This window comes from Paralimibaculum aggregatum (assembly GCF_030270585.1).
Classification (GTDB): Bacteria; Pseudomonadota; Alphaproteobacteria; order Rhodobacterales; family Rhodobacteraceae; genus Thermohalobaculum; species Thermohalobaculum aggregatum.
This window is the reverse complement of record NZ_BSYI01000019.1, coordinates 13,635-26,975: the sequence shown is the minus strand read 5'-3', so window position 1 is coordinate 26,975 and position 13,341 is coordinate 13,635. Positions and strand designations below refer to the sequence as shown.

Below are 13,341 nucleotides of genomic sequence, written 5' to 3'. Positions count from 1 at the left end.
GGATGACGATTCAGCCGCCATGCACGGGGGAGAACATATGCCGCTGACCGAGGAACAACAGGGGGAGATCGCCGAGGCGCGCGGTCATAGCGCCGCGACCCTGCGCCCCGTGGTGCCGGCGCTGGAGGCCCGGCTGCACGCGCCGATCCCGGTGCTGGATCACGGGCTGGTCCGGGTGGTCGACTACATGGGCGACGACGCCGCGGTGGTGCAGGCGGCGCGGGTCTCCTATGGCGCCGGCACCCGCACGGTGCGCGACGATGCCGGGCTGATCCGCTACCTGATGCGGCACTGGCACTCCACCCCCTTCGAGATGTGCGAGATCAAGCTGCACGTGAAGCTGCCGCTCTTCGTGGCGCGGCAGTGGATCCGCCACCGCACCGCCAGCGTCAACGAGATCTCGGCGCGCTACTCGGTGCTCGACCGGGAGTTCTACATCCCGGCCCCGGAGGCGCTGGCGGCGCAGTCCGCCACCAACCGGCAGGGCCGCGGGGCCGTGCTCGAGGGCGACGATGCGGCCCTCGTGCTGGCATTGCTGAAGGACGGCGCGGCGCGGGCCTATGGCGACTACGAGGCGATGCTCGACGAGGAGGGCCCGGGGCTCGCCCGCGAGCTCGCCCGCATGGCGCTGCCGGCCAACATCTACACACAGTGGTACTGGAAGACCAATCTGCACAACCTGATGCATTTCCTGCGGCTGCGCGGCGATGCCCATGCGCAGTGGGAAATCCGCGCCTATGCCGAGGCGATCGGCGAGGTGGTGCGCGACTGGGTGCCGCTGACCTGGGCCGCCTTCGAGGATTACCGCCTCAATGCGGCGCAGATCTCCGGGCCGGGCATGGCGGTGCTGTGCCGCATGCTCGCGGGCGAGACGGTGGAGCGCGAAGGCTCCGGGCTCTCGGCCGGGGAATGGCGCGAACTGATGGCGCTGATCGGGCGCGGGGGCTGACCGCGCGGCCCCTTCGGCCAGGCTGCGTCCACGACGATGCAGATCGCGGGGAGATGGTTCGCGAAGGCCGTCTCCCGGCTGGCGAAGATGGCGCCCCTGTCCTCAGACCGTGACCCGCGAGCGGATCGAACCGGCATGCGAGGTCACCGACCTCCTGCACGCCGAGCGGAAGCGGCAAATCTGGCAGGTTCCCCTATCCGGCTCGCCGAGCCTGGTCGGGTACGGGCTGGCCGCTGCCAGCAGCGGCGAAGACGCGCCTGAGTCTCGACCACGGGCGCGCGTGGCCTGAACGAGGAGGGCGAAGAGCAGGTCGATGATGTCCGCGGCTGCGTGGCGCCTGCGGCCATTGTTTTCCTGTCCGCGTCATGGCCGCGAATGGCGCCGCCTTCGGTGGTGTTCGCGCTCTGGCTGTCGGCTGCCCCAGCATCGGCCGTGCGGCGCGCCCAGAAGCTCGCGGGTCCGCTTGGTGAGTTCGAGCCGGATCGCCTGCGGCAGTCCGCCGGTGCGCGGGGTCGTGGGCGTGCCGCTGCATGATCGAGATTGGCGTACACCTTCGGCGACATCGCCCGCCGGCGGCCGGTCCTGGCGATGCAGAGAATGGTGACTGCGCCTTGCCGCAGCTCTGCCCTTTGCGTGTCCGGGCGGCTTCGGCGGCGCCCGCTCCGGGCGGGTCAGGTGGCTCGCGCGGTGCGGTGCCGCGGCGTGCTTTTCTGGTCCGGGCAGCCCGTGGCTTCATCCGATGTGGCAACCGAATAGTGCCACGGCCCGCCGGAACCGTCTGGCTTCTCAGGGGCCGGGCAGAGAGTCACTCCTCGACGATCTCGATGCGGAGCCGGGCCGCCGGTGCCCCGGCATCGGCCTGGGCGGTGCTGCCGTCACCCACCGACACCTCGGCACAGAGCGGGCCCGCGCCGGCGGTCTCCGGAGGCGGGCCGAGCAGGAAGCGTTTCGGCTCGGCGCCCTCGGCGACCGAGAATGCCGTTGCCGGGAACACCGCGACATATTGCGGCGCCGCCGCGCCCGGCCACTGCACCGCGATGCTGCCATCGCCTGTCGCGGGCGGCGTATAGGCCTCGAGCACCAGCATCGCGCGGGCCTCCGCGCCGGTGCCCGCCGGCAGGCAGAGCCGCACCGTCTCGCCCGCGGCCAGCGCCGCCGGGCCCTCCGGCGGCGGCGCAGCAGCATCCTCCGCCGGGCCGCCGTTCTCGTAGAGATACCAGACCGCGCCGGCCCCGATGACCAGGGCCACCGCCAGCAGCCGCAACGTCCCGTTCATCCGTTCCTCCCTTGCGCCGCCTCACGCGATGACGATTGCAACCTCCGCCGGGCAGACCGTGCCGGCCGCCGCGGGATCCGCCGTGGCGTGCCCGGCCGGCACCAGCTGTACCGAGACCGCCCCGCCGGAGAGGCTGCCGGCGGCGGCCAGCCGCTCGAGCACCGGCGTGATGTTGAGCGCCACCGAGGGCTTGCCCGGTCCGCCGACGCAGTCGCCCTTCTCGGTGAGGCCGAAGAAGGCCACGGCCCCGGCGAAATGCGGGTCGGTCGGCGGCGTCGCGGCGCTCGCATCGGGTTTGTTGACGAAGACCCGCAGCTCGGTGGTGAAGGGCGCGGTGGTGCCCATGTCGGAGATCAGGGCGAAGACCTCCTGCCGGCCCGTGGGGGACGGGGCGGGAGCGCCGCTCTCCTCCTCGCCGAACAGGTTGCCGAGACTGCCGCCGCCCTCGCCGGCGCCGAAATTGCCGCCCGTGCCGCCGCCGCCCTCGCCGAGCAGCCCGCTGACGCTCTCCAGCCCGCCGGAACCGGTGCCGGCGCCGACCCCGGGCTCGAGCGCTTCGGCCGTGACCGGGCGGCCGCCGAGCAGGCTGCCGAGCGCGCCGGTGTCGACCGCGAAGCTGAGGCTGAGCGGGCGTTCCGGGCTGGCCGGGGCCGGCGGCACGGCGCTGCGGCGGAAGATGCCGGGGCTGCCGGCGCCGCCATCCGGCGCGACGAGGGCCGCGAGCAGCTCCTCCCGCGCCGCGGCGATGCCGCCATCGGCGGCCGGCACCGGCTGCGGCAAGCCGAAGCTGAAGCCGAGCGATTCCGGCACCTGGAGCTCGGCCACCCGCTCGGAATAGACCCGGCCGTCGAGGATCATGAAATTGTTGTTGAAGACCATGTCGGTCCAGAACCGGTTGCGCGTGTTGCTGCCGCCCTGCGCGTTCCAGAGCGCCCAGATCCGGTCGACATTGCCGTGATGCATCAGGAAGATCGGGTCGCGCGGCGAGGTCATGGTGGGCATGTGCGCGCCGATGATCATGTGCACCCGGTTGTGCGGGTTGGATTCGAGCGTCGCCTGGATCGAGGGCTGCTGGATCCAGAACGGGTCGGTGCTGTTCTGCCCGCGCGGGCGGAAGCTGGCGAAGCGCTCGTAGGTCTGCTCGCGCAGGCAGCTCTCCAGCACCGCCGCGCCGGTCATGTCGTCCGGCATCCGGTTCTGTGCCGAGACCGCGCGGCCCCGGACGTGGAGCGGGTTGGGGCGGCCGTCGAAACTCTCGTCGGCGAAGGCGCGGGGGAAGGCGGGGCTGGCGGTCCAGTCCCAGTAGGGCAGCGCGAAGCCGGCCTGGCCTGTGAGCTCGCGCGCGGCGTGCTCGTACATGCGCAGATAGGCGCGGTGCCAGGGCAGGAAGTACCAGTTGCCATGCGGGCAGAAGCGGGCATGGACCTGCGCGAAGTCCTCCCAGCCGATGCTGCCCTGGATCTGGTCGTTGTTGCGCATCTGGCCGACGAAGTTGCGGAAGGTGATCAGGTCCGGGTCGTCGAGATCCATCTCGTGGAGCGGCCGGCGCCGGGGCACGTCCTGGGCGAGGATCCGGGTCCGGCCTGCCAGGGTTGCGCCGAAGGCGGCGATGCCGGCGGCGGACGAGAGGAAGCGGCGACGGGTGAACATGATCGGGCTCCGGGGCTGGCACAAAGATCCCTTGTGGCAATAGTACGGGCAGGACGGCTTTTTTGCGAGCTTCCCGAAAGGCAGCCCCCGGATGAGGAGACGGCGATGACGGCAGATGCGGTGACGCGCCCCGAACTCGGGCTGGAGGCGGCGCTGGCGCGGGGTCTCGGCCCGGTGGCGGGGCTGGATGCGGCGGATATCGGCTGCGGCAGCGGCAGCGCGAGCCGGGTGCTGGCAGGGCTCGGCGCACGGGTGACCGGGGTCGAGCCGGATGCGGCGGCGCTGGCGGCGGCCGAGGCGGCGGGCGGTGGGCCGGTCTATCGCCGGGGCGGTGCCGAGGCGACCGGGCTTGCGGCGGGCAGCGCGGATCTCGTGCTGTTCTCGATGAGCCTGCATCATGTGCCCGACCGGCCGGCGGCGCTGGCCGAGGCGCGGCGGCTGCTTCGCCCGGGCGGGCGGATCGCCGTGCTGGAGCCCGAGGCGCCGGACCCGCTCTGGCCGGTGGTGCGCTGGATCGACGACGAGACCGCCGTCTGCGCGGCAGCGCAGGCGGCGATCGGGGAGGAGATCGCGGCGGGACGGCTGCGGCGGCTGGCCACGCTGCGCCATGCCGAGCGCTACCGGGTGGCGACGGCGGACGCGCTGATTGCCGAGATGCAGGCGGTCGATCGCCGCCGGCAGGTGGATGCGGCGGCGCGGGAGACGGTGGCGGCCGCCTTTGCCGAGGCGGTGCGCGAGGATGCGCAGGGGCGCTACATCCCCTTCTGGCTGCGGCTCGACCTGCTCGAGCCGGTGCACTGAGTGGCGGGCCGGGGCCGCCGCCTCCCCCACCCTGTCGAGGTTCCGCCCCTGGGCCGGCGCTTCAAGAGCCCACCCATGGGAGGCGGCGGGGCGTTGCGCCCGGTTCAGCCGGTGAGCGCCGCCACCGCCCGGGCGACGCCGCGGGCGGTGTGGCGGTCGCGGTCGAGCCCGCCGGACCAGCCGCTGACCGAGATCGCGCGGAGTTCGGCGCGGGCGGCGAGGTCTGCCAGCGCCGCCGTGACCGCGGCGAGGGGCGGCCCCCCGGGCGCCGGATAGGCGAAGGCCGGACAGTCCGCCGGGTCGATCACGTCGGCGTCGAAATGCACCATCACCGGGCCGTCGAACTCGATCTCGGCGAGCTCCTCGAGGGCGATGCGGGTGACCCGGCTGGCCTCCAGCGCCTCGGCCTCGCCGGGGTCGATATCGCGGGCGCCGACCAGCAGCACGCGCTCGTCGGGGATCGTCTCGAGGCCGATGCGGATGCCCATCCAGAGCGGCCCGCGCCCGGTGGCGATGGCCAGCGGCATGCCGCCGAGAAACTGCGAGGGCGAGGTCTCCGGCGTGTTGAAATCGCCGTGCGCGTCGATCCAGACGAGGTCCGGCGCGATCCCGGCGCGCTGCATCCCGGCGAGCACCGGCAGCGCGGCGCAGCAGTCCCCCGCCACCGAGACCGGCCGATCGCCCTCCACCAGCGTGTCGTAGACGAACTGCGCGATGCCGCCATGCAGGATCGCCAGCTCGGGCGGCGAGCGGTGGGTGATCTCGACGCTGTTGATGGCGGCATCGGCCGGCGCGAGGCCGATCAGCGCCGGCTCCGGCTGCTCGAAGAAACGGGGGGTGACGATCCAGCGGTCGGGCATGGCGCGGTGCTCCTGCGGGGCGAGGTCGCCCCCGTCATAGGGGCGATCCGGACCGGCGGGAAGGCGCGACGGCACCGATAGGCATCCCGGGTCAGCGCGGCGTCATTCCGGATCGTCGCGCGCCCGGGGCAGCGGCACGGTCAGAGATCGCGCACGTCGGTCAGCCGGCCCGTCACCGCGGCGGCCGCGGCCATGGCGGGGGACATCAGGTGGGTGCGCCCGCCCTTGCCCTGCCGGCCCTCGAAGTTGCGGTTGGAGGTCGAGGCGCAGCGCTCGCCGGGGGCGAGCTGGTCGGGGTTCATGCCGAGGCACATCGAGCAGCCGGCGAGGCGCCAGTCGAAGCCGGCCTCGATCAGCTTCTGGGCGATGCCCTCCTCCTCGGCCTGGGCGCGCACGAGGCCCGAGCCGGGCACGATCATGGCGCGCAGGCCCTCCTTGACGCGGCGGCCCTCCATCACGCGGGCGACCTCGCGCAGGTCCTCGATGCGGCCATTGGTGCAGGAGCCGATGAAGACCGTGTCGATGGCGATCTCGGCGAGCGGGGTGCCGGGGGTCAGCCCCATGTATTCCAGCGAGCGCCGGGCCGCGGCGACCTTGCCGCCCTCGAAGCTCTCCGGGTCGGGCACGGTGGCGGTGATCGGCAGCACGTCCTCGGGGCTGGTGCCCCAGGTCACCACCGGGGCGATCTCGGCGGCGTCGATCACCAGCTCGCGGTCATACGCGGCGCCCTCGTCGGTGAACAGGGTGCGCCAGTAGGCCTCGGCCAGCTCCCACTGCGCGCCCTTGGGCGCATGCGGGCGGCCCTTGAGATAGGCGAAGGTCTTGTCGTCCGGCGCCACCAGGCCGGCGCGGGCGCCGCCCTCGATCGCCATGTTGCAGACGGTCATCCGCCCCTCCATCGACAGCGCGCGGATCGCCTCGCCGCAATACTCGATGACATGGCCGGTGCCGCCGGCGGTGCCGGTGCGCCCGATGATGGTCAGCGTGATGTCCTTGGCGGTGACGCCGGGCGGCAGGCTGCCGCGGACCTCGACGCGCATGTTCTTCGACTTCTTCTGGATCAGCGTCTGGGTGGCCAGCACGTGCTCGACCTCGGAGGTGCCGATGCCGTGCGCCAGCGCCCCGAAGGCGCCGTGGGTCGCGGTGTGGCTGTCGCCGCAGACGATGGTCATGCCGGGCTGGGTCAGCCCCTGCTCCGGGCCGATGATGTGCACGATGCCCTGGCGGATGTCGTCCACGTCATACATCTCGATGCCGAAATCGGCGGCGTTCTGGCGCAGCGCCTCGACCTGCACGCGGGACTGCTCGTCGCGGATGCCCTCGAGCCGGGTCGGGTCGGTGGGCACGTTGTGGTCGGGCACGGCGGTGGTCTTCTCCGGGTGGCGGACCTGCCGGCCGGCCAGGCGCAGCCCCTCGAAGGCCTGCGGGCTGGTGACCTCGTGGACGAGATGCCGGTCGATGTAGAGCAGGCAGGTGCCGTCCTCCGCCTCGTGCACGAGGTGGGCGTCCCAGATCTTGTCGTAGAGGGTCTTCGGCGCGCTCATGGCTCTGTCTCCGGGCTGTGACTGCGTCTCTTGCCGTTCTCCTAGCGCCTCGGGCGGGGGCTCGGCAAGTCGGCGCCGGGTGCCGGAAAACCGGCATGTGGAATCGGTATGGGTCCGGCACGGCCCCGGCACGGCTCCGGCAGGGCTCCGGCAGCGCATCCGCGCGGCCGGACGGGCGGGTCTCAGGCGAGGGCGCGGGCGAGCAGCAGCGCATCCTCGCGGCTGCCGTCGGGCCGGAGATAGTAGCCCCGGCGGCGCCCGCGCGCGGCATAGCCGGCGCGCGCATAGAGCGCCCGGGCCGCGGCGTTGCCCTCCGCCACCTCGAGATGCATCTCGGCGGCGCCATCCGCGCGGGCGGTGGCCTCGACGGCGGCGAGCAGCGCGGCGCCGAGCCCGGCGCGGCGGGCCGCGGGCGCCACCGCCAGGGTCAGCAGCTCGGCCTCGCCGGCCACGCTGCGCAGCACGCCCAGCCCCTGCCCGTCCGGCAGCGCCAGCACCTGCGTGCCGGCCATCGCGGCGATGTCGCGAAAGCTGTCGGCGGACCATCCGGGCTCGCGGCCGGCAAAGGCGGCGCGGTGCAGCGCCGAGAGCGCCGCGGCCTGCGCCTCGGCCTCGGCGGGGGAGAGAACCCGCGGGCGCATCGGCTCAGTCGAGCCAGACCGGCGGGGACTGGCGCGGCGGGTCGGCATCGGCCTCGCGCAGATAGAGCGGCGCGGGCGGGGCCCCGGGCTCGGCGGCGGCGGCCAGGCGGGCGATCACCGCCGGGTCGGCGAGGCCGTCCGCGGGCGCGGCGCCGGGCAGGCCGTCGCCCACCGCCGCCATCGCCTGCGGCGGCGAATCGCAGAGCGCGGGATCTCCGAGTGCATGGCCCGCGGCATCGAACTCCTGGTGGAACACCCGGCCCCGCGGCCCGGCGACCAGCACCGCGGTGGCGCGCCCTGCGCCGGCCGCCAGCGCCTCGAGCCGGCCGACCCCGATGGCGGGCACGCCGAGCCCGAGCGCCAGCCCGCGTGCCGCGGCGACGCCGACCCGGATGCCGGTGAAGGAGCCCGGCCCGGTGCAGACCCCGATCCGCTCGAGATCGGCATAGCGCGCGCCGGCCTCGGCCAGCACCGCCTCGATCATCGGCCAGAGATGCTCGGCATGGCCGCGGGTCATCGGCGCGGCGCGGCGCGCGAGGCAGCGCCCGTCGGGCGCCAGCAGCGCCGCGGCGCATTGCCCGGCGGCGGTGTCGATGCCGAGGATCATCTGCGGGCGGCTGCGGCGACGCGCGGACCGGCCTCAGAGGCCGACCGGGCGCACCTCGACCACCTCGGGGATGTAGTGGCGCAGCAGGTTCTCGATGCCGTGCTTCAGCGTCAGCGTCGAGGAGGGGCAGCCGGCGCAGGCGCCCTGCATGTGCAGATAGACCACGCCGCGGTCGAAGCCGTGGAAGGTGATGTCGCCGCCGTCCTGCGCCACCGCCGGGCGGACGCGGGTGTCGAGCAGCTCCTTGATCTGGCCGACGATCTCGGCATCCGGCCCGTCATGGGCGGCATGGCCGACGGTATGCCCCTCGCCGCGCATCACCGGGTCGCCGGACTGGTAGTGCTCCATGATCGCGCCGAGGATCGCCGGCTTGATATGGGCCCAGTCGGCATCGCCCTTGGTGACGGTGACGAAATCCGAGCCGAGGAACACCGCCTCGACCCCCTCGACGGCGAAGATCCGTGCCGCCAGTGGCGAGGCCTCGGCGCCCTCGGAGCTCGGGAAATCGGCCGAGCCGGCCTGCATCACCGACTGGCCGGGGAGGAATTTCAGCGTCTGCGGGTTCGGCGTCGCTTCGGTCTGGATGAACATCGGGCGCTCCATGCTTTTCCCTGATGTGGCCCGAATCGGCCACGATATCAAGAATCATTCTAAATTGTGCGCCGGCGGAGCCGCCCGGCCTCAGCGCTCGCGGATGCCCAGCCGCTCGGCAACGCGCTGGCGGGCGATCCCGGCATCGCGGTCGGGCACGTAGAGCAGCCCGGCCAGCTTGCGCACCAGCGCCGCCTCGGCATCGTCGCGCCGGCCGTCGGCATAGGCGATCTCCCAGACCGCCTCGATCACCGCCACGCGCTCCTCGTGCGGCACCGCCTGCTTCACCGCCCTGGTGAAGCGCACGAGGTCGGTGGCCTGGGCCTGCGCCGCCTCTCCGATCTCGCGCAGCGCCGTCGCCTCGGAGGGGGAGAGCCCGTAGCGCCGCGCCAGTACGCGGGCGATGCGGGCGCGCTCGGCGCGCGCATAGTCGCCATCCGACCGCGCCGCCTCGACGAGCAGCGCCGCCACCGCCTCGCGGCAGTCCTCGGGGGTCAGCTCGATCTCGGCCTCGGGATCGCTGAACAGTTTCAAGAGGTGCTCCAGCATGCTGCGCATATAGGAGCGCTGCCCCCGCGCTGTCCAGCAGGGGCGGCGCCGATTGCGTGCAGGCGTCCCTGCGGGTAAGGCTGTGCTGCCCCCAAGCCCCCCGAGCCCAGCGAGGATCCGCCGATGTCCGCAGCCCCGTCCCCCGCCACCGCGCCCCGGCATGTGGAGATCGGCCCGGTCGCCTTCGGCAACGACCTGCCGCTGGCGCTGATCGCCGGGCCCTGCCAGGCCGAGGGCGTGCAGCATTCGCTCGACATCGCCGGCCGGCTTGCCGAGATCGCCGCGGCGGAGGGGCTGGGCCTCGTCTTCAAGGCAAGCTTCGACAAGGCCAACCGCACCTCGCTCTCGGGCCAGCGCGGGCTCGGGCTCGAGGCCGGGCTCGACTGCCTTGCTGCGGTGAAGCGCGAGATCGGCTGCCCGGTGATCACCGATGTCCATCTGCCGGAGCAATGCGCGCCGGTGGCGGCGATCGCCGATGCGCTGCAGATCCCGGCCTTCCTCTGCCGCCAGACCGACCTGCTGGTGGCCGCCGGCGAGACCGACCGCCCGATCAACGTCAAGAAGGGCCAGTTCCTCGCGCCCTGGGACATGGCCCATGTCGCCGCCAAGATCGAGGCCACCGGAAACACCGGCGTCATGCTCTGCGAGCGCGGCAGCTCCTTCGGCTACAACACGCTGGTGACCGACATGCGCGCGCTGCCGCAGATGGCGGCAGGCGGCCATCCGGTGGTGTTCGACGCGACCCATTCGGTGCAGATGCCCGGCGGGCTCGGCGGCGCCTCGGGCGGGCAGCGCGAGTTCGCCCCGGTGCTGGCCCGCGCCGCGGTGGCGGTGGGGGTGGCCGGCGTTTTCATCGAGACCCATCCCGACCCGGACAGCGCCCCCTCCGACGGGCCCAACATGATCCCGCTCGCCGAGATGGGCGCGCTGGTGGCCCGGCTCGCGGCATTCGACCGGCTCGCCAAGGGCCGCTGACAGGCATTTTGCCCGAAGCGCATTGCCCCCGACACGCATTGCCAGAGAAGACCGAGGAGGCCCCATGGCGCTCACCACGATCCCGCTGACCGAGGTGGCGGAGAACACCCCCGAGTTCCTCACCGTGCCGATGATCCGGCCGACGGGCTTCCGCGAATACGACGCGCGCTGGCGCTTTCCCGAGCAGGTCAACCTGATGGGCATCCAGGCGCTCGGCCTCGGCCTTGCGACGCAGCTGCACGAGATGGGCCTGCCGCCGGTGGTGGTGGTGGGCAACGACTACCGGAGCTATTCGCTGTCGATCAAGCAGGCGCTGATCGCCGGGCTGATGGCCGGCGGCGCCGAGGTGCGCGACATCGGCCTCGCGCTCTCGCCGATGGCCTATTTCGCGCAGTTCGATCTCGAGGCGCAGGCGGTGGCGATGGTCACCGCGAGCCACAACCCGAACGGCTGGACCGGGGTGAAGATCGGCTGCGACCGCCCGCTGACCCACGGGCCGGAGGAGATGGCGCGGCTGAAGCAGATCGTGCTGGAGGGGCTCGGCCAGCTCCGCGAGGGCGGGCGCTATCTGCCCTGCGAGGGGGTGCGCGAGCGCTATATCGACGACCTGGTGGGGGATTTCCGCCTGAGCCGCCCGCTCAGGGTGGTCTGCGCCTGCGGCAATGGCACCGCCGGCTGGGTGGCGCCCGAGGTGCTGCGCCGGATCGGCGCCGAGGTTGTCGAGCTGCACTGCCGGCCGGACTATACCTTCCCCCATTACAACGCCAATCCGGAAGCCATGGAGATGCTGCACGACATGGCCCGCGCGGTGGCCGGGAGCGGCGCGGATCTGGCGCTCGGCTTCGACGGCGACGGCGACCGCTGCGGCGTGGTGGACAACGAGGGCGAGGAGATCTTCGCCGACAAGATGGGCGTGATCCTGGCGCGCGACCTGGTAAAGCTGCATCCCGGCGCGACCTTCGTGGCCGATGTGAAATCCACCGGGCTCTTCGCCAGCGACCCGGAGCTGGTCGCCGGCGGCGCGAAGGCGGACTACTGGAAGACCGGGCATTCGCACATGAAGCGGCGGGTCAAGGCGCTCGGCGCGCTGGCGGGCTTCGAGAAGTCGGGCCACTACTTCCTGGCGCCGCCGATCGGCCGGGGCTACGACTGCGGCCTGCGGGTGGCGGTGGAGATCGCCAGGCTGATGGACCGCAACCCGGCGGCGAGCCTCGCCGATCTGCGCCGGGCGCTGCCGGTGACCTTTGCGACGCCGACGATGTCGCCGACCTGCCCGGACGAGGAGAAATACGCCGTGATCGGCCGGCTGGTGGCGCGGCTCGAGGCGATGGCGGCCGAGGGAGCGCGCCTCGGCGGGCGGGCGATCGAGGACGTGGTGACGGTGAACGGCGCGCGGGTGATGCTCGAGGGCGGGGCCTGGGCGCTGGTGCGCGCCTCGTCGAACACGCCGAACCTCGTGGTGGTCTGCGAGAGCCCGGCCTCGGAGGCGGAGCTGCGCGCGATCTTCGCCGATCTCGACGCGGTGATCCGGGAAGAGCCTTCCGTCGGCGCCTACGACCAGACCTTCTGAGCGCCGCGGGAGCGGTCCGGCGAACGCGCTCCGCAGGGCCGGCGCGCTCTGCCGCCAGCGGCCTCCGAAGCGCCGCGTCACGCGTCATGCCCGTGGCGGCGTTCCGCGCGCGGCGCCTGCCCGGCGGCAGTGCCCGTGGCAGCCGGACAGGCGCCCGGCATCACCGCCGCGACCGACCGGCCACACGCCCGCCCAGCCACGGGCGCCGCGGCTGGCAGCGCGCCGCGGACGGAGCGTTTCCACAGGCGAGACGGCCGGCGCGGCGCCCCGGAGGCTGCTGGAGACGGGGGCCCGGCGGCCGGGCGGAGCGCGATCCGCGGGCCGGCCGGCAGATGCGGGCCGGCTCAAGCCTCGAAGCCGCCGGTCCGGTGCCAGGCCCAGGCATCCTCGATCATCGTCCGCAGATCCGAGCGCCGCGGGCGCCAGCCGAGCCGCGCCTCGGCGAGTCCGGAGCCGGAGACCAGCCGGGCCGGGTCGCCCGGCCGGCGCGGCCCGTCTTCCGCCGGCACCGGCAGCCCGGTCACCGCCGCCGCCGTCTCGATCACCGCGCGCACCGAATGCCCGCTGCCGGAGCCGAGATTGAGCGCGAGGCTCCCGCCTCCCGCCAGCAGGTGCTCGAGCCCGCGGACATGGGCATCGGCGAGGTCGGTCACGTGGATGTAGTCGCGGATGCAGGTGCCGTCCGGCGTCGGGTAGTCGGTGCCGAAGACGGTGATCCGTGCCCGCTTCCCCGCCACCGCGTCGAGCACCAGCGGGATCAGATGCGTCTCCGGCACGTGCTGCTCGCCGATCTCCCGATAGGGGTCCGCCCCGGCCGCGTTGAAGTAGCGGAAGATCACGTGGGACCCGCCATGCGCCGCCGCGGTATCGGCAAGCATCCGCTCCACCGCCAGCTTGCTCTGGCCATAGGGGTTGATCGGCGCCTGCGCATCCGTCTCGGTCAGCACCGTGCCGGCCGGCTCGCCATAGGTGGCGCAGGTGGAGGAGAACACGATCCGGCCCACGCCGTGGCGCGTCATCGCCTCGAGCAGCGACAGCGTGCCGGCCAGGTTGTTGCGCCAGTAGGCCAGCGGCACGCGCACCGATTCGCCGACATAGGAGAGCGCGGCGAAATGCATCACCGCATCGATCGCATGCGCCGCAAACACCCGGTCGAGCGCCGCGGGGTCGAGGAGATCGCCCTCGGCCAGCGGCCCGTAGCGCACCGCACCGCGCCAGCCGGTGGAGAAATTGTCGAACACCACGGGCACATGCCCCGCCGCCTTCAGCGCCTTGCAGGCATGGGACCCGACATAGCCGGCGCCGCCGGTGACCAGGACCGTGGCCAT

13 protein-coding genes are annotated in these 13,341 nt (G+C 73.1%); 4 read left to right on the top strand and 9 right to left on the bottom strand.

The features are described 5' to 3' along the window. Positions 1-37: 37 nt before the first annotated feature. A complete protein-coding gene (thyX, locus tag QSJ97_RS12985; protein ID WP_285672203.1) occupies positions 38-949 on the top strand; it encodes an FAD-dependent thymidylate synthase in 912 nt (303 codons plus the stop codon). Between the two features lie 805 nt (positions 950-1,754). Here the strand turns inward: thyX and QSJ97_RS12980 are convergent. Continuing rightward, positions 1,755-2,225, bottom strand: coding sequence for a hypothetical protein (locus tag QSJ97_RS12980; RefSeq protein WP_285672202.1), 471 nt, complete (start codon positions 2,223-2,225; stop codon positions 1,755-1,757). 21 nt (positions 2,226-2,246) lie between these two features. Continuing rightward, positions 2,247-3,875: a tyrosinase family protein gene (locus QSJ97_RS12975; protein WP_285672201.1), complete on the bottom strand. Its 1,629-nt coding sequence runs from the start codon at positions 3,873-3,875 to the stop codon at positions 2,247-2,249. Between the two features lie 105 nt (positions 3,876-3,980). Between QSJ97_RS12975 and QSJ97_RS12970 the strand changes: the two genes are divergently transcribed. Further along, positions 3,981-4,676 (top strand): class I SAM-dependent methyltransferase, encoded by a 696-nt coding sequence (locus QSJ97_RS12970; RefSeq protein ID WP_285672200.1) that lies wholly within the window; start codon positions 3,981-3,983, stop codon positions 4,674-4,676. A 104-nt stretch (positions 4,677-4,780) separates the two neighbouring features. Here the strand turns inward: QSJ97_RS12970 and QSJ97_RS12965 are convergent, their stop codons facing one another. The 6 genes from QSJ97_RS12965 to QSJ97_RS12940 form a co-directional block, all read right to left on the bottom strand. Then, positions 4,781-5,536, bottom strand: coding sequence for an arginase family protein (locus QSJ97_RS12965; RefSeq protein WP_285672199.1), 756 nt, complete (start codon positions 5,534-5,536; stop codon positions 4,781-4,783). A 140-nt stretch (positions 5,537-5,676) separates the two neighbouring features. Then, complete coding sequence (gene leuC / locus QSJ97_RS12960; protein WP_285672198.1) at positions 5,677-7,080, bottom strand: 3-isopropylmalate dehydratase large subunit; 1,404 nt, start codon at positions 7,078-7,080, stop codon at positions 5,677-5,679. 182 nt (positions 7,081-7,262) lie between these two features. Next, the gene (locus QSJ97_RS12955; protein ID WP_285672197.1) at positions 7,263-7,721 is read right to left on the bottom strand and encodes a GNAT family N-acetyltransferase; all 459 of its coding nucleotides are present in this window, start codon (positions 7,719-7,721) and stop codon (positions 7,263-7,265) included. A gap of 4 nt (positions 7,722-7,725) precedes the next feature. Continuing rightward, the gene (tsaB, locus tag QSJ97_RS12950; protein ID WP_285672196.1) at positions 7,726-8,328 is read right to left on the bottom strand and encodes a tRNA (adenosine(37)-N6)-threonylcarbamoyltransferase complex dimerization subunit type 1 TsaB; all 603 of its coding nucleotides are present in this window, start codon (positions 8,326-8,328) and stop codon (positions 7,726-7,728) included. A 33-nt stretch (positions 8,329-8,361) separates the two neighbouring features. After that, the gene (locus QSJ97_RS12945; RefSeq protein WP_285672195.1) at positions 8,362-8,919 is read right to left on the bottom strand and encodes a NifU family protein; all 558 of its coding nucleotides are present in this window, start codon (positions 8,917-8,919) and stop codon (positions 8,362-8,364) included. Between the two features lie 90 nt (positions 8,920-9,009). Next, the gene (locus tag QSJ97_RS12940) at positions 9,010-9,453 is read right to left on the bottom strand and encodes a tellurite resistance TerB family protein (RefSeq protein WP_285672194.1); all 444 of its coding nucleotides are present in this window, start codon (positions 9,451-9,453) and stop codon (positions 9,010-9,012) included. A gap of 138 nt (positions 9,454-9,591) precedes the next feature. Here QSJ97_RS12940 and kdsA point away from each other — a divergent pair, with 138 nt between their 5' ends. Together kdsA and QSJ97_RS12930 are read left to right on the top strand one after the other, a co-directional pair. Then, on the top strand, positions 9,592-10,443 hold the full coding sequence (kdsA, locus tag QSJ97_RS12935; RefSeq protein WP_285672193.1) for a 3-deoxy-8-phosphooctulonate synthase: 852 nt from the start codon (positions 9,592-9,594) through the stop codon (positions 10,441-10,443). A 64-nt stretch (positions 10,444-10,507) separates the two neighbouring features. Then, positions 10,508-12,013: a phosphomannomutase/phosphoglucomutase gene (locus QSJ97_RS12930; RefSeq protein WP_285672192.1), complete on the top strand. Its 1,506-nt coding sequence runs from the start codon at positions 10,508-10,510 to the stop codon at positions 12,011-12,013. A gap of 344 nt (positions 12,014-12,357) precedes the next feature. On the opposite strand, the gene galE is transcribed toward QSJ97_RS12930, so the two are convergent. Then, positions 12,358-13,341: a UDP-glucose 4-epimerase GalE gene (gene galE, locus QSJ97_RS12925; RefSeq protein ID WP_285672191.1), complete on the bottom strand. Its 984-nt coding sequence runs from the start codon at positions 13,339-13,341 to the stop codon at positions 12,358-12,360.